The sequence below is a fragment of the Aquimarina sp. MAR_2010_214 genome, from assembly GCF_002846555.1.
Classification (GTDB): domain Bacteria; phylum Bacteroidota; class Bacteroidia; order Flavobacteriales; family Flavobacteriaceae; genus Aquimarina.
The window spans coordinates 238,426-256,382 of sequence record NZ_PJMS01000001.1 but is presented as its reverse complement, the minus strand read 5'-3'; the positions used below and the strand labels follow the sequence as shown (position 1 = coordinate 256,382).

11 protein-coding genes are annotated in these 17,957 nt (G+C 31.9%); 7 read left to right on the top strand and 4 right to left on the bottom strand.

What is annotated here, in order from left to right; all coding sequences use genetic code 11:
• Positions 1–262 precede the first annotated feature (262 nt).
• From ATE84_RS01090 to ATE84_RS01070, 5 genes are all read left to right on the top strand, one after another.
• Positions 263–1,912 carry a hypothetical protein gene (locus tag ATE84_RS01090; RefSeq protein WP_101445090.1) on the top strand — a complete coding sequence of 550 codons (1,650 nt, stop codon included), beginning with the start codon at positions 263–265 and terminating at the stop codon, positions 1,910–1,912.
• Between the two features lie 254 nt (positions 1,913–2,166).
• Entirely contained in the window at positions 2,167–5,316 is a 3,150-nt protein-coding gene (locus ATE84_RS01085; RefSeq protein ID WP_101445089.1) for a M43 family zinc metalloprotease, read from the top strand.
• Between the two features lie 144 nt (positions 5,317–5,460).
• On the top strand, positions 5,461–5,832 hold the full coding sequence (locus ATE84_RS01080; RefSeq protein WP_101445087.1) for a BlaI/MecI/CopY family transcriptional regulator: 372 nt from the start codon (positions 5,461–5,463) through the stop codon (positions 5,830–5,832).
• Entirely contained in the window at positions 5,829–7,739 is a 1,911-nt protein-coding gene (locus tag ATE84_RS01075; protein ID WP_101445086.1) for a M56 family metallopeptidase, read from the top strand. The genes ATE84_RS01080 and ATE84_RS01075 overlap by 4 nt, the downstream gene beginning before the upstream one ends.
• A gap of 114 nt (positions 7,740–7,853) precedes the next feature.
• Positions 7,854–8,954, top strand: a complete 1,101-nt coding sequence (locus ATE84_RS01070; RefSeq protein WP_101445084.1) for a DUF4407 domain-containing protein — start codon at positions 7,854–7,856, stop codon at positions 8,952–8,954.
• 241 nt (positions 8,955–9,195) lie between these two features.
• Here ATE84_RS01070 and ATE84_RS01065 read toward each other — a convergent pair whose 3' ends face one another.
• Positions 9,196–11,466 carry a hypothetical protein gene (locus tag ATE84_RS01065; protein WP_101445083.1) on the bottom strand — a complete coding sequence of 757 codons (2,271 nt, stop codon included), beginning with the start codon at positions 11,464–11,466 and terminating at the stop codon, positions 9,196–9,198.
• Positions 11,467–11,891: 425 nt separating this feature from the next.
• Between ATE84_RS01065 and ATE84_RS01060 the strand changes: the two genes are divergently transcribed.
• Together ATE84_RS01060 and ATE84_RS25960 are read left to right on the top strand one after the other, a co-directional pair.
• Positions 11,892–13,532, top strand: coding sequence for a helix-turn-helix domain-containing protein (locus ATE84_RS01060; RefSeq protein WP_158237149.1), 1,641 nt, complete (start codon positions 11,892–11,894; stop codon positions 13,530–13,532).
• Positions 13,533–13,668: 136 nt separating this feature from the next.
• Entirely contained in the window at positions 13,669–13,842 is a 174-nt protein-coding gene (locus ATE84_RS25960) for a hypothetical protein (RefSeq protein ID WP_158237148.1), read from the top strand.
• A gap of 54 nt (positions 13,843–13,896) precedes the next feature.
• Here ATE84_RS25960 and ATE84_RS01055 read toward each other — a convergent pair whose 3' ends face one another.
• From ATE84_RS01055 to ATE84_RS01045, 3 genes are all read right to left on the bottom strand, one after another.
• Positions 13,897–15,144 (bottom strand): FAD-binding oxidoreductase, encoded by a 1,248-nt coding sequence (locus tag ATE84_RS01055; protein ID WP_101445080.1) that lies wholly within the window; start codon positions 15,142–15,144, stop codon positions 13,897–13,899.
• 75 nt (positions 15,145–15,219) lie between these two features.
• Positions 15,220–16,230 (bottom strand): 4-hydroxyproline epimerase, encoded by a 1,011-nt coding sequence (locus ATE84_RS01050; RefSeq protein WP_101445078.1) that lies wholly within the window; start codon positions 16,228–16,230, stop codon positions 15,220–15,222.
• On the bottom strand, positions 16,223–17,953 hold the full coding sequence (locus ATE84_RS01045) for a DUF885 domain-containing protein (protein WP_101450762.1): 1,731 nt from the start codon (positions 17,951–17,953) through the stop codon (positions 16,223–16,225). The genes ATE84_RS01050 and ATE84_RS01045 overlap by 8 nt, the downstream gene beginning before the upstream one ends.
• Between the last annotated feature and the right edge of the window lie 4 nt (positions 17,954–17,957).

Here is a 17,957-nt window from a genome sequence, read left to right as displayed (position 1 = left end):
TTAAATTCAAATTATAGATGAGATGATTTTTTTGATTTTTAACTATTAGTTCTTCATAATGAATGAAACAACCTACATGAAAATTATTGCCCATACTTTTTGTCGAAAATGCAAAATATATTGCTTTTTTGCTTTTTTTTAATTGTATTTTTAAAAGAATAAAAATTCCCCTTAATTTAAATTTCTTCAAAACTTTATAGTAAACATTATTTGGATTAATGTGCATTTAAACAAATCAATTTTAACATTAACAAATATTCAAATGAAAAAAACAATATTGGCTTTTTCAGCTTTATTAAGTGTAGCGTTTACTTTTGCCCAGACTAATGTTACAGATATCAATCAAACCGGAAAAGGAAATGAGACAGGTATTTCTCAAAAAGGAGTAAACAATACGTTAGATATTGTTCAGGAAGGTAATTTTAATAAAGCAAAAGTAGCACAGGGAACAAAAGATTCTGCAAAAGGAAATGGTGTGATTAGTCAAATCCAAACCGGAGATCAAAACGATGTATATGTTATGCAGCAAGGAGATTTAAATGCAGTACATCAAAATCAGTTAGGAATATCAAATAGTGCAGAGGCTACTCAGTATTCAGATGTTTTAGAAAGTAAAATTACACAAACTCAAATAGGAAATTATAACAAAGCAATAGCAATACAAGGAACAGGTTTAATATTTGAAGAGAATATTAAAAATAATATTGATCAAACACAAAGAGGTAATTTTAATATAGCAAAGGCAAGTCAATCCGACAATGATTATAACCTTAGAGTTATTACGCAAGATCAGGAAGGAGAATTTAATCAAGCAATCGCAAATCAAAATTCGTTTTCGGGATATTATAGTTTTAGTATTGAACAGAGGCAATCTGGAGAATACAATAATGCAGTAGCAAACCAATATAATGGAAACGTTGATCAAAGCAGTATTATTCAGGATCAAAAAGGATCAGGAAACACAGCAGATGCTAGTCAATCATCTCAACTATATGGTTTAGGAGACAGTTCTATTAATCAATCCCAAAACGGAAATAATAATAATGCTATTGTGATCCAGAATAATGGCTATGCTGTTACACAAAATCAAATAGGTGATTTTAATCAAGCGTTTGCTCAACAAGAACTTGGAGAATTTTCTATAATTAATCAATATCAAGAAGGGATAAGAAATATAGCACACGCTTCTAAGGATAAAATAGATCGGTCTAGTATATCCCCTTCTGATATTTCCCAAAGCCAGATAGGAGAAGATAATCATGCTTCAGCTAATCTACAAGGAAGAGGTTATGTCACTCAGAAGCAAGAAGGAGTAAGAAATGATGCTTCTACAACGCATGTTTATGCCTCTAATGTAAGAACTTCTCAAAAACAAATAGGAGAGGACAATAAAGCTGTTATAAATAGTTCATCTAGTTTTTCTTATCAAGATTTCAGAGTCTTGATACAACAAAATCAGGTAGGGAATTATAATGAAGCCACGGCTATACTGCAAAAAGGAATTGATACTAGGATTACACAAACTCAGGAAGGAGAAAGAAATACAGCAGTAGCTCAGAGTAATGGAATTGAAAATCAAATAGTGAGTATACAAAAGGGGATATCTAATGGCATTGAACAAATTCAAATAGAAGGAGAATTCAATACTATGGAAGCCACACAAAATACTATAAACCTTAGTGGAGAAGAGAACCTTTTATCGCAGTTACAGCATGGGGATAAGAATATAGTGATTTCTGCTCAGGATGGATCATTTAATACTACATATACCTCTCAGATAGGAGATTCTAATAGTCTTAATGCAAAACAAAATGGTAATGCTAATAGTTTGAAAGCTTCTCAAGAAGGCACCTCATTATCAGTAACGATAATTCAAGAAGGAAATAGAAATAATTCGGTTATTTCTCAATGATTTCTTTTTAAAATTTAGTTTTAGTTTATCAATAGTTAATAGATCAAGAAAATAATAAGCACCCTTTTTTAAGGGTGCTTATTTGTATTGTTTTTTTATTAAAAAAACAATAATTGTGTTATCATATTGATGTTTTGGTTGTTTACGTGTTGAAACAGATAACATAGTATGTTGTTTGGTTACAATAGTATAATCTTAAATACTTCAATAGTTTTAATTTTCATAATTAACTATAACACAAAATCAATACGGTTATGAAAACTAAAACTATTATTTTAACAGCTATGCTATTCTTGTATGTTCCTTTTCTTTTTAGTCAGCAAGAAAATGATGATACTCCCCTCCGATGTTCTTTTGAGGATGCACTTAAATCAACTTTGGTGAAGTATCCACAAGAGATAGCTGTTCAGAAAGCTTTTAATAAAGTAGCTAGAGCTGAAGAAAGAAGAAATAAAGGAGCTACATCAAAGGCCGCTGCAACTTATACTATCCCTGTTGTATTTCATGTTTATGGAAAAGTTCAAAGTGGGAAAACGGTTACTTATGATAAAATCAAAAGAGCAGTAGAGGTTGTTAATGAAGATTTTAATGGGCAGAATCCCGATTTCAATACGGTAGATCCATTTTTTAAAGACCGTAGAGGAACATTAAACATAGAATTTGCATTGGCGAAAATTGATCCTAACGGAGGTAGTACTAGTGGAGTAGTATTTCATGAGGAAGAAAAAGGGTTTGGAGATGTTGGATATGATGATAAAATAGCTACTTATGCTTGGGATAATTATAAATACATGAATGTATATATAATGAATGATCTTAAGAATGATGGTAAATTAAATCGCTCGGGAGTAGCATGGTTTCCTATGACATCCATGTCTAATGCAGGTACCGCTAGAGTTGTATATAATGGTAGATACCTTCATGGCAATACAGATACAGAATTTGCCTCTATATTATCTCATGAGTTTGGACATTGGTTAAACTTACATCATACATTTAATGGTACAGGGTGTGATGATCCTAATGGAGATTTTGTAAATGATACACCAACAGAAGATACAAATGCAACGAATCTTGGATGTACAGTAGGTGCTACCGAATGTGGTAATTTGATTAATTATGAGAATTATATGGGGTACGAGTCTTCTGGAGGATGCGCCAAAATGTTTACTGCTGGTCAGATATCAAGAATGAACACTGCTCTTGATCATGCAGCAAGAAGACCATTATGGCAACAATCAAACTTAACTGCAACAGGAGTAAAACTAACAGGAGCTTCTCTTGTAACAGATGACAGTACCGTTGAAGAGTCAGATACTAATAATGGAACTTTAGCAGATACTACATATGATATAGATATGCAGAATGGAACCTTTGCTTTAAGTAGTGGATCAATGAATCAAGGAACTCATTTTTCGGCAAGCTTACCACAAGGGCTATCTGCAGCAATTACGGTTGTAAATAACACAAAAATTCGTGTAAAATTTAATGGTCAAGTATCAAACCATGCTTTAGCAAATAATACTGTAGGAACAATTACATTTACAAACGCAGCTATAAACGGTGGAACTTCTACACTTAATTCTAATAAAGTATCTTATAATTTCTCATTCTTCGATCCATATAAAATAGTGTATGTAAATATACCTGATGAAACTGCTACAGCAAGTGCAGTATGGCAACCTTTTACAATTATAGCAGGAGGAGCATCAAATAGATATGGAGCATTTTATGAAAATAACAACCTTAGATTAGAGACATACGCAAAAGCATTAGTATGCCAGTCTGGAACAAGAAATGTTACATTGATTCAGGCTAATCAATTAATTTCAGATAATAGTAATTGGGTTAACAGTAAACCACACCCAGATCTTCATGATGTTGAAACTTCTACCTATACGACTTGGCGAGGTAAAACAGCCTATGTAGGATTTCAATTAGCGATGTATGGAGGAAGAGTAAATTATGGATGGATGAAAGTTAAAGTTAATTCTGCTGGGACAGAATTGAGCGTACTGGAATACGCATATACTACAAAACCAAATGGTCCAATAAAAGCAGGAAGTACAACATTAGAACCAGATACTCCAACATGTAATGATGGGATTCAAAATGGAGACGAAACGGGAATAGATTGTGGAGGTTCTTGCGACCCTTGCCCAACATCAGTATATTGTGAAGATAAATCTACTAGAACATCTGGTGAATATATTAGTAAAGTTGAACTGGGTACAATTAACAATACTACGACACGGTCTACGAATGGTTATGGTGATCATACCTCTGTTTCTACTAATTTAGCTCAAAATACTTCTGCTACAATTACTATTACACCCAATAGCGCTAATACATACAAAGAAGCATATGGAGTTTGGATAGATTATAATAATGATGGAGACTTTACTGATTCTGGTGAACGTGTATTTACTAAGACACCTACAACAGATAAAGTAATAACAGGAACTTTTACTGTGCCTAGTACAGCTAAAGCAGGAAGTACAAGAATGCGTATCATTATGGAGTACTTTAATAATACGACAAGCTTACCTGAAATTTGTAAAACAAATCACAATTATGGTGAAACTGAAGATTACACAGTAAATATTACAGGTGGCTCTGGCCCTTCATGTAACGATGGTATCCAAAATGGAGATGAAACAGGAGTAGATTGTGGTGGATCCTGTACTCCTTGTGCTACTAACGATGGAGTTGTCTATGTAAATAATGAAGATATCGCTGTAAGCTCATCAAGTACCTGGAATTTTTTCAGAATAGAAGTAGGAGATGATAATGGGTTTGGAGCATGGTTTTCTAATAACTCGGTACGATTAGTTACCTATAATAAGGATGTAGTGTGTGAAGGTACTAGCCGAAATGTAACCATGCTTAGTGAAGGAGTAGAAGTTGGGACTGCCAATAATTTTGTTGCCGAATCGAATAGCTACGTAGTGAGCTCTTCTTCATATAGTAATTGGAATGGTAAATCAGGTTACATAGGGTTTACTTTTAAAATTAGTGGCAATACCCATTACGGATGGTTTTATGCTACTGTAGCAAATGATGGGTTATCGTATAGTATATTGGATTATGCCTATAACACTAATGCAGGTCAAGGACTTACAACCAAAAGGCCAGCGGCGGCAGGTCCAGAAAAAGCAGAGAATTTGGTTAAGGTATACCCTAATTCATTTACTGAGACTACAAATATTGACCTGACAAAATTAGGTAAAGAAAGATTTACTATGAGTGTATACGATCTTTTAGGAAGACGTATTTATCATAAAAACTATGACAGAAATCCTGGAGTACTTCCTTTTGGAGGAGCAATAACCGAAAAAGGAAATTATTTTGTAAAAATAACATCGAAAGGAACTTCAGAAATACACACGATTGTAAAAAAATAACCTAATAAATCAGGTTGTTTTTATAAGCTACCTAATAAGTGAATATTAGAGTATGGGGTACTTTAATTCATTTTTTAGGTAGTTTTTTTGTAATTATAAAATTTTATTCTACATTTGTAGAGTTAATTCTAATAATGTAGAACAATGCAATTATCAAAAAGTGAAGAACAGTTAATGCAATACCTTTGGAAACTGGAGAAAGCCTTTATGAAGGATTTATTAGATTCTTTTCCAGAACCAAAACCTGCGACTACTACGGTTGCTACACTTTTGAAAAGAATGATTGATAAAGGTTTTGTGAATTATACATTATATGGAAAATCGAGAGAATATTATCCATTAGTAAAAAAGACAGATTACTTCTCTAAACATGTAAATGGATTGATCAAGAATTTTTTTAATGATTCGGCATCACAGTTTGCATCATTTTTTACATCAGAAACAAATTTGTCTACTACAGAATTAGAAGAACTTAAGAAGATTGTGGATGAACAAATTCAAAAACAAAAACAATGATTATATATGTAATAAAATCGTCTCTTTGTTTGATGCTGTTATGGTCTTTTTACAGGCTGTTTTTAGAACGAGAGAATATGCATCATTTTAAAAGATTTTATCTTCTTTTTAGTTTGATTTTTGCATATACAATTCCCTTGATCACTATCACCTATGAAACAGATGTAATTGTTAATCTTGAAAAATCAGAACCTGTTATAAACGAAGTAATTCTGGCGAATAATGTACAATCACAAGCGCCATCATTAAATTATCTTTCGATACTATTATGGAGCGTTTATGCAATAGGTGCCTTGATTTTTTCAGTTAGGTTTATAAAAAATATATACCATTTGATTAAGAAAGTAAGAAGAAATGAAAATCTAAAAGAATCTTCACATATCAATGTTCTTCTCACTAAATCTATGATTCCGCATACATTTTTACATTACATTTTTGTTCCGAAAAAAGAGTTTCAGAAAAAAACTATTCCACAAGAAGTACTATTACACGAGAAAACTCATGTTCGACAAAAGCATACTTTAGATATTCTGTTTGTAGAGATTTTTCAAGTGATTTTTTGGTTCAATCCAATGTGGTTTTGGGTAAAAAAATCGATTAAATTAAATCATGAATTTCTTGCAGATCAAAAAGTATTGAAGCAGCAGTTTTCAATACATCAATATATGGACTTACTCGTTAATTATCCAAACAGTTCTCATCAAACTGCACTAGCGAGTCCTATCAATTATTCATTAACCAAAAAACGAATCGTTATGATGTCACAACAATTTTCTAAAACAAAAGCTGCAACTCGGTTGCTGTTATTTTTACCAATCCTTTTCGGGTGTATTCTTTTATTTAACAATAAGATGGTAGCCCAACAAAAAAGTACTACAGTTAGTACTACTGTAGCACCAACACATCCTGATAAAAAAATCAAGATTAGAGTTAGTGGAGAACAAATTAATATTAATGGTACAACTACTGATCTATCAGGTTTAGCTACTGTTATTGATAATGCTACAAAACAGTGGAAAGATCATGAGTTAACAGAGTTTCAATTTAACGTCAAATTAGAAAACACAAATGATAAATTTATCAAAAAACTCAATAAAGTCTACCGAAATACAAGATTGTATAAGGCCAATCCAGACGGGCATGATCTCATTCCACCTCCACCTCCAGCACCTCTAGCACCTCCAAAAGTAGGAGTAAATACTGTTCCTATGCCTCAATCTTATCCAAAAGCACATAAGGCATTAAAAGCTCCAAAGCCTCCAAAACCGCATAAGGCACCAAAAGTATCGAAGCTTCCAAAAGTACCTTCTTATTCTCAGACAGAACATGAAGAAATTGAACATGAAGCAGAACTTGCGATGCAAGCAGCTGAAGTAGCAATGGAAGCAGTAGAAAGAGAGGCAGCAGAAAGAGAAGCATTGGTGGAACAAATAGAAGTAGAAAGAACCTTGGCAATGGAACGAAGAGAAGAAGCAAGATATGAAGCAGAACAAGTAAGAGAGATAGCGATGGAACAAGCTGAGAAGGCCAGAGTTGTTGCTATGGAAGAATCGAATAGAGCCCGGGAACGATCTCATAAGGTAAGAGAAGAAGCGATGAGACATGCTGAAAGAGTAAGGTTTGAGGCCGAAAAACAGGCAATGGTTCATACAAAAATGGCTAGAGAAGAAGCTAGAATGGCTATGCAGCAAGCTGAGAAAGCAAGAGCGATGGCACGAAGTAATGTTGATAAATCTAGAAGGAAAGCAGAAAAAGCTCGTAGAAAAGCTATGGACGAAGCTAAAATAGCTCGTGATGTAGCAAGAAAAGAAGTTGTCAAAGAGAGAAAAGAAGCACGAAAGCGGATACAAAAATCTAAAAAAGAACAACAAAGAGCTCGAAGAAAAGTGCAAAAAGAGAATAATTAACAGCTCAATTTTCTGATAATTTTAAGAACAAAAACTCCTCTTAGGGAGTTTTTTTGTGCAACATATCGCTATAAATCAGCGTTATACTTATTGTCAATCAAAAATCCTTAGATCATGTTAAAACGTTTTTTTATTTTATGCTCGGGCGCAGATGCCGATATATTAGCTAATAGTTCTGATGGAGAACAGAATAAATATGCAGGTATTGGAGCAACAGTTTTTTTTACTGCAGTAATGGCTTTTATCGCTGCCAGTTATGCCTTATATACCGTATTTGATAACTATTTTACAGCCATCTTCTTTGGCCTAATCTGGGGGCTATTGATCTTTAATCTGGATCGATTTATTGTGTCTACTATTAAGAAGAAAGATAATTTTATGGATGAACTCCTGCAGGCGTCACCAAGAATTATTCTGGCCATTATAATCGCTGTTGTGATTTCTAAACCTTTAGAGCTAAAGATTTTTGAAAAAGAAATTGATCGTGTTTTACTTGAACAAAAGAATGATTTCACTTTAGCTAATAAAGAGCAAATTGCAACGCAGTATACTCCAGCTATTGCTACAATTGATTCTGAAATTAGTACACTTAAACAGGAAGTAACAACCAAAGAAACCGAGGTAAACGATCTTTATGAAACCTATATTGCAGAGGCCGAAGGAAGAAAAGGCACTGAGATCATTGGTAAAGGGCCTGTATATAAAGAAAAACGAGAGAAACATGATGCAGCTTTGATAGCATTAGCCGAATTGAAAAAAGCGAATGCAGAGAGAGTTACTGCTTTAGAAATTCAAAAAACAGAATTGGTTACCCAGTATGATAATCAAGTGACTACATCACAACCTATTATTGATAATTTTGATGGATTAATGGCTCGAGTAAATGCCTTAAGTGAGTTACCCTGGTTGCCTTCATTTTTTATCTTTTTATTATTTCTGGCTATAGAAACCTCACCTATTTTTGCAAAGTTATTCTCTCCCAAAGGGGAGTATGATTTTAAATTGGAAGATGTAGAAAGCGAAATAAAAACATGGGTTGCGCAAAAAGAAGATCAGCGAAAAGTTTTATTAGAAACTGATCATACGATTAATGATAAGGTATATGGTGATCTTTCTGAAGAAGAGGAATTGTATGCGTATAAGAAAAAGATTGCCCGTGAGATGATGAAAAAGCAACAAGATGCTTTTTATAAAAAGCAAACCGGTATTTTATAAATTTGGAACACCAAATAAAAAACAGACCTCACAAGCTTATACTATGGCTTGTGAGGTCTGTTCGTTTAACAATGTTTTTATATAAAAATGATTGGTTATATTATCAGTAGTAAAAAAGGTTGTGAATACGTATTCTTCATCTTATGACAGGTGTTTTGTATTTCTAACTCAACCTATTTCCCTGAAATTATTTACAAATAATAGCTAATAACACAACCTCTTTTCTTTAAATAGTATCGATTTAGTTTTTAATAAACTTAGTGGTTAATAATCCTTTGCTAGATTGAAGATGAAGAATGTACTGGCCAACAGGTAATCCTGTAACATCGATCAAAACAGAATTAAGGCCGATTAACATATTATTTGGAGTTCTTGGACTTGGAGAACCAAAAGGATCTTCTCTTATAAGTTCTTCTCTAGGATCAACGGCAAATTTAACGACTACTTTCTTTACAATTTCTCCAGAAAGTCTTAGTATAGTTACAGTAGCATTACCTGTAGTTAAAGGATCTTTAGGAGTTATTGCTATATAATTACTTGCTGGGTTTGGCGAAAGTATAAAGTGATTATCAAAAGCACTTGTTTTGGTAGGTTTACAGCTAGTATTGACGTTACATTTAGAATAACCTAATGTAAATCTTATATAGTTTTTAATGTCGTTTAAAAAAGATACCGAATTAACACAAACAAAATTTAATTTTGGACAACCATCTAAGTAAAGACGTCTGGCATGGTGAACTACACCAGAGAAATGCTTGTAACTTTTATAAAAAGAATGGTTTCCTGTTAGATATGCTTCTCTTAGATTTGGGTTGTTACTAATATTTAGTGTATTTATAGAGTTACAATTTCTAATATCAATTTTGGATATTAAGTTTTTACTAATATTTAAAGATTCTAATTGAGTATTAGATCTTATATCTAATTGAGTTATTTGATTATTAGATAAGTGTAGTACTTTTAATTCAGGATTGTTATTTACGCTTATCTCAGATAATTGATTGAAATTAGCATTAAGATAAGCTAATTTTGTACTCTTACTAAGATTTATATTACTTAATTGATTATTATCAATATTAAGCATACGCAATGATTTTTGATTGCTAAAATCTATTGAAGTTAGTTTGTTATTAGTTAAATCTACAGAACCTAGTTTAGGATTTTTACTAATGTTAGCAGTAGTAATTTTATTATTTTTGAGACGAAGAACTCCTAAATTAGTAAAATATTCAATTCCTGTAATATCACTAATATTTCTATTTTCAAGATCGATAGTAGTTACTTTTTCTGCTTCATCTACAGAAATTTCGTTATCACTGTTGGTATCATACTTTGATACTAGTCCAGCTTTAAAATTGAGATCATTAAAATTTATGATTTTAGAAGTAGGAGCTAAATTACAATCACTACTGATAACACAATTATATCCTAATGCATTAACTCTATTTTGTATATAAGCAGTATCTGAGTAATATTTATGTAAGCAAATAAACTCTAGTTTTGGGCATTTCTCGATCTTAATATATTTACTTAGATATTGGTGTGTCAAAAACATGGTTTTTAACTGATAATTTTCACTAACATCTAGATCAACAATTTTACAATTTCTTGCATCTATACTAGTTATTTTGTTTTTTGCACATTCTAGTCTAACTAGATTAGTGTTTTTAGAAAGATTAATAGATGTTAATTGATTAGAACTTATATTTAATCTCTCTAGGTTAGGATTTCCAGTAAGATCAATAGATTTTAAGTTGTTTCTATTAACGGTTATATACCTCAACGTTGAGGATACAGGCAATTTTAAACTAATCAACAGACTTTCTCTTACATCTAGATGAGTAAGCATTGTATTTTTAGAAGCGTCTATAGTAGTTAGTAAGTTGTTACCGATATTTAATTCATCTAATTTTGTGTTTTTGGAAACATCTAACCTTGTTAATTTATTACCCCATACATACAACCTTGTTAAATTTAGGTTTTTAGTAGTATTTAATTCTTCCAACTGGTTGCTCCATGCATGAAGTATCGATAATTTTGTATTACTATCAATATTAATTCTTTTAAATCTATTATTGTATATTTTTAATTCAAATAATTCCAAATTTTTAGATACATCTAATTGTGCTAATTGATTGCTATTTGCATCCAATCGTTCTAATTGTGTACATGTGGATATATTTAAACTAGTCAACTGATTTTGGCTAACATCCAAGTATTGTAATTTTGTATTTTTTGTTAGATTTAAAGAGGTTACCTTGTTTTTAGGAATAGTAAGGTATTTTAAATTTATGAAATGTTCTATTCCAGTAAGGTTTTCAATATTCTTATTTACAGCTTTTATGGACAAAGCTTTTTCTGCTTCTTGCTTACTTATATTTACGTCATTATTGGTGTTTATTGATGATGCTAGTAAAGCATTTTTAAAATTAGCATCAGGAATATGAATATTTTGCGCATAAGAAGTTAGGGTAAGGCATAGTAGTATACCTAAAAAGATAATTTTTTTCATAAGTATGAATGAGTTAGTTTTAGTTTGATAAATTATTAAATAAGATTTGTTTTTTAGGCTTTGTATTGAGAGTGTTTTTTGATTATTTATATCAAATTTTGTGTAAGTCTGTCGGTTTTAATTTGAACAAAGGTAAAAGCGAAAACTGCGTTATAACAAGAGAAGTAACTTAGGATTTATAAATTTTGATAAGTATATTTATAAATCTTAACCATCATTTTTAATTTCAAAATGCTTTTTATCAGGGGATTTGCTTTTTTAAAAAGGTTTAATGATTTGTTATTAAAATTGCACTCTATTGATATGGTTATCCCTTATCTTGTCAGTAATTTTAACTAAGCATTTTTAATATAAAACTGAAGATTATCTATCGTATTATTTTAATTTTTATAAGCTTGATCTTTCTCCCTAATATGGGAGTGAGTATGATAACAAAAAATAGAATTGGTGAAAAACACTATTCAGTTTCGGATTCATTAAGATATAAAACATTTGATGAGCTTTGGACACTTTATGATGAATATCGGAAAGATTATATGTTTGCAAAAGAAATTGCTGATACATATCTTTTTAAAGCAAAAAAAAATAAGGATACTGTTGAAATAGCTAATGGCTATCGAATATTTTTTGAAATTAACATAAATATCCCAGAAGTTGCTTTGGCATATACCGATTCTATGATTGATATTACCAGAGGAGTAAAAGATGAATACTATCCTGCCAGGGGATATCTACTGAAAGGATCTTTACTGCAAAAATTAGAAAGATATAATGAAGCCTTAGAGTCATATTTGACTGCAAAAAAATATGCAGAAATAAATAAGAATATGGATCATATCATTGCGCTAAAACATAATGTCGCAATATTGAAGACAACCTTAGGAAAAAATAAGGAAGCTCTAAAAGTATATAAAGAAAATTTTTACTTTTTAATTACTCAAGATACGGTTAAAAAATTCAGACAATATTATATAGCTACACTCTATAAATTATCAGATAGTTATAATCGATTAAAACAATACGATTCTGCAAACTTTTATCTAAGAAAGGGTATTAGTTCTAGTATATTAGGAGGTAAAAATTATTACCCTGATTTGCTGTCCTGTTATGGTGTAAATAGCTATTATAGAAAAGAATATACTACGGCAATAGATAGTTTAAAAAAATCTCTAGAATTATCCAAAAAAAGTACAAATGCTAATGTAATTGTGACTTATCTGTATTTAGGCAAAACACTATTAAAACTCGATAATGAAGAGAAGGCAATCGAATATTTTAAAAAAGTAGATTCTGCAATACACACCTCTAACTATATATTAGAAACGAGAGAGGCTTTTACTTTATTAATTGATTACTATAAAAAGAATGATGACAAAAGTAATCAACTAGAGATACTGGAAAAACTGATAAAACTGGATAGTAGTTTTAATGTAAAATACAAGAAGTTGAACGTAAATATTGTTAAGAAATATGATAATATACAGCTTATTAGAGATAAAGAACAATTGATCAATAGTATTGAAAATCAGAGTAGAATAACAATATCTCGTTTATGGTTGTTTGGAGGATTAGCAATCACACTTATAAGTTTGGCGTATTTCTATTATTATAAAAAGAGAAAGAATAACTATGAAAAAGCGTATCATAAAAAATTACTAGAAGTACAAAATCTACATCAAAAAAAAGTATCAAGAACAAAAGATATAGAACTAGCACCTGAACTAAAACATGAAATTTTAAAAAAACTGGAAGAATTTGAAAAGAATAAGGTGTTTTTAAAAAATGATTTAACATTATCAATTGTAGCCAAAAAACTAAAAACAAATTCAACATATTTATCCAAGATTATCAACCTGGATAAACAAAAAAACTTTGCAAACTATATTAATGATTTACGTATAGAACACTGTATAGAGCAAATAAAAAATGACAAAAAATTCAGGTGCTATTCTGTAACTTCCATGGCAAAAGAAGTAGGTTTTAATAATATTCAGTCTTTTGTTAAAGCATTTTATAAGAAAAACCAATGTAATCCTGCAGAATATATTAAAAACACTGATAATTAACGCTTTAAATTATTATTTGGGGTGATAAAATTACTACGTATTTATAAATTTTAACCACAACTTAAAAGGATGTAAGAAAGAATTAGCGTGTGTTAATTATATTTATGGCGTAATAGAATTTAAAATTAGATTTATCATGAAAATGAACAAAAAAAATAACATCAAGTTAAAAAAAATTAAGGTTGCTAAGCTTACCAATTTAAATATTTCAAAAGTAAAAGGAGGAGATGAAAAAGGTACGCTTTGTAGCAATGTAGGAGGCATACTATCTCTACCTAATGGGGCTACAGATGACCTTTGTAAGTTATAAATATTGATACTACAGAATAAAGTAAAAACAGGAAATATTCTATTATTTTTTTGATTAAAACTTACGACCAGGATGATAAGGCTCTATACCTAAAGAAGGTTTTTGATCAGAAATAATTTCTGAAACTAATTTCCCTGTTGCAGTTCCCATAGTCCAACCCATCATTGCATGTCCTGTAGCAATGGTAAGGTTATTACAAGTATGAGATTTACCAATGTATGGTAATCCATCTGGAGAAACAGGTCTTAGGCCAGATGTAGCCGCTTCTTTTTCTACATTAGAAAGTTTAATATCGGGGTAGTATTGCTGCGTCGCATTTGCGATAGCTTCAACTCTCACTTTATTAATAGTATGATTGATACCAGCTATTTCCATAGTACCTGCAAATCGAGTAAATCCTTGCATTGGTGTTACCGCAACTTTAGCCTCTGTTAGTATAGCTGGCATACTTATTCCTAGATTTCTTTCAGAATTTATACGATATCCTTTTCCGGCTTCAAGCAATAATTTAATCCCTAGTTTTTTGCTTAACAAATTTGACCATGATCCTGCCGCTAATACAAACTCATCTGCTGTATACGATTTATTTTTAGTATGTATCGAAGTAATTTTATTGTTCTGCACACTAATATCCTCTATCTTTTCATTTTTATGAATCGCTACCCCCGAGGTTTCAAGAAAAGCTTTCATTTCTTCCATAAAGGTATGTGGAGTGGTATGCCAATCACATTCATAAAGTACAGCACCTTTTGCCTGGATTTTTACATTAGGTTCTATTTTTTTTAATTCGTCAAATGAAAGCTCTTTTACCGGTAACCCTTCTTTGGTAGCAATCTTACTAACATGAAGTTCTTCTTCCAGCATTTTTTCGGTTTGACATATCATCAAAAGTCCTTTCTTTTCTAATTGAAAAGTAAAATTTTCTTCTGATCTGATTTCAGAATACAAATCTCTTCCTAGTATGGCGATATCTTTAATGGCAGAAATACCACGATTCACATTTTTTGTTGAACAAGACTTATTAAATGCCCAAGTCCATCGCAAAAAATCTGAATTTAAGCGAGGTTTTATAAATAATGGACTAGTAGAATTAAACATCCATTTTAATCCTTTTTTCATTACTCCAGGTGCAGCAAGTGGGATAATGTGACTGGGAGAAAGATATCCGGCATTAACGTATGAGGCCCCAGAATCCATTGCAGATTGATCTATTACGGTTACATGATGTCCTTCTTTATGCAAATAATATGCAGAACACAAACCTATGATTCCGCCACCAATAATAATAACTTCTTTATTCATAATTGTATACACTTAGACAAATTTAGCGTTACATTCTACTGTGTTTTGTTTAACCCAAATTTTGTTAGACGCTAATTAAATAACCTGAAACCCATATGCATAAGGGTCATCCTCATCATCTATAATAATGGTATTGTATCCATAAACTTTTGCCCAGCCCTGAATACTGGGAATTATGGCTTTTATACCTTTGATTTCTGTTTCCTCTTCAATTCTACCTATAAATGTACTTCCAATAAAACTTTCATGAACGAATTCCTCTCCTTGTTGTAGTTTCCCTTTGGCATGTAATTGTGCAATTCGAGCCGAAGTTCCTGTTCCGCAAGGAGAACGGTCAATAGCTTTATCTCCATAAAAAACGGCATTTCTACCCGAGGAATCAGGGTGAATAGGATCTCCTGTCCAAAGTATATGACTTACATCTCTGATCGTATTATTTTCTGGGTGGATAAATGCGTTGGGATATTTTTTGTTAATACGTTCTCGTATCACTTGAGAGTACTGGATTAGCTTACTTGCAGTAAAATTATGAACCCCGCTGAAGTTTTTTTGAGGATCGATAATAGCATAAAAGTTTCCACCATAGGCTACATCAAAAATAAGTTCTCCTAACTCAGGACACTCTATAGTTAAGCCTTCTGCTGCCAAATAGGATTTTACATTTTTAAGCTTTACCCAATCCACTTTTTTATTGGTTTGCTGGTATTCTATTTCTACCAATCCAGCCGGAGCTTCCATTTTAATTTCCCCTGGAGTTTTAGGTTGTATCAAACCTTCTTCGATGGCAATAGTAATGGTCCCGATAGTGCCATGACCACACATAGGTAAACATCCAGAGGTCTCTATAAATAAAATAGCAAAATCATTATCCGGATTATGAGGTTCGAATAAAAAACTACCACTCATCATATCATGCCCTCGAGGTTCAAACATTAATCCTTTTCTAATCCAATCGTATGTGGTAAGAAAATGTTGACGTTTTTCACTCATTGTCTTTCCGATTAAATCAGGTCTACCTGTTGTAACCACTCGTACAGGGTTTCCGCAGGTATGTGCGTCGATACATTTAAAAGTGGTTTTAGCCATTTTTTGCTTTTTCGATATAAGTATTAATTCTGTTTTCTAAAATTGAAAGCGTAACTGTTCCTTGTTCCAGAATGATTTCATGAAATTCACGAATATCAAATTTGTCTCCTAATGTGGTTTCAGCTTTTTTACGAAGTTCTCTAATTTTTAATTCACCAATTTTATAAGACAACGCCTGACCTGGCCATGAGATATATCGATCGGTTTCTGTTTGTATTTCATGTAGCGATAGTGCTGTATTCGAAGCCATAAAATCTACAACTTGTTCACGTGTCCATCCTTTGGCATGAATCCCTGTATCTACTACCAAGCGACAAGCTCGCCACATCTCGTAAGTTAGTTTTCCAAATTGCTCATAAGGAGTGGTGTACATTCCCATTTCTTCTGCCAGAAATTCAGAATATAGCCCCCAACCTTCACCATATGCAGATAAGTATAAATCTTTTCTGAATTGAGGGATACTATCTCCTAATTCATTGTTTAAACTACCTTGCAGATGATGGCCAGGTACGGCTTCGTGTACTGTGAGTGATGGTAGTGTATAAAGTGTTCTGCTGGCTAGATGATAAGTGTTTACCCAATAATAACCAGGATCGGTACTATTCGCTTCAGTTCCTATATATCTACCAGTTGTATATTTTGGAGCGATAGCATCTGGTACCGGAGCTACCCCATATGGTTTTCTGGGTAAAGTTTTAAAAAAGCGTGGTAATTGCTCATCTGCTCGTTTAGCTATATCTCTAGCAATCATAAGCAACTCTTTCGGTGTTTTTGCATAGAATTGCTCATCGGTACGAAGAAATTGAAAAAAATCGGCAAAACTTCCTTGAAAATTAAGCTCTTTTATGATGACTTCCATTTGTGCTTTGATTCTCTTAACTTCTTTTAATCCAATAGTATGGATTTCGTCTGCAGTGTATTTTGTGCTTGTGGTATAAAAATTTATTCTGTTTTGATAATATGTATTACCGTTTAGGGTTTGCGATACACCAATAGCGGTTCTTGTTTTAGGTAAATATTCGGTCTCAAAAAATGTTTTTATTCTTTTAAATTGTGGGATAACACTATCTTTAATAACCTCTGTTGCGGCATTAAGCACAGAATCTTTTTGCATTTGGCTTAACGTCTCTGGTAAACGTTTAAATGGAGAATAAAAATAACTGTTTTTTACGCTATCAACGATATGATCATTATAGGTAGACTCGTATCCTTTAAAGATAATTTTAGGTTGAGAAACCCCTTTTTCAAGACCTTCTCGTAAGTTTATAAAATGCTGGTCTACAAATTCGGGTATGGCGCTAAGTTTATTGAGGTATTTTTTAATCTGTTGATAATTGGTTAATGGTCTAACCATATAATTAAGATTACTATGAAACCCAGAATCTGATAATAGAGGGTTTAGATACATTTCGAATTCATAAAAATCAACTTTTTGTTGTAATGTAAATTTTAAAAGGTCAAGAGATATTTTATCGGTTTCTTTAAGTTGAGATGCATCGATATTATTTAGTTCTTCTATCTTTTGTTGCGCAAAATCTGCTTCTTTTTTAAAATGTTCTTTAGTAAAAAGACCTAATGGGTATGTATAATCATCATACGCTTCCCGATCTTCTATTTCTGATATAATTTGATGTAGTGGGGTAGATGTATCTTCCTTTTTTTGTTGGGTACAACTACTACCAAAAAACAATGTTAGGATTGCTATGACTTTAAAAAGCTTCATTTTG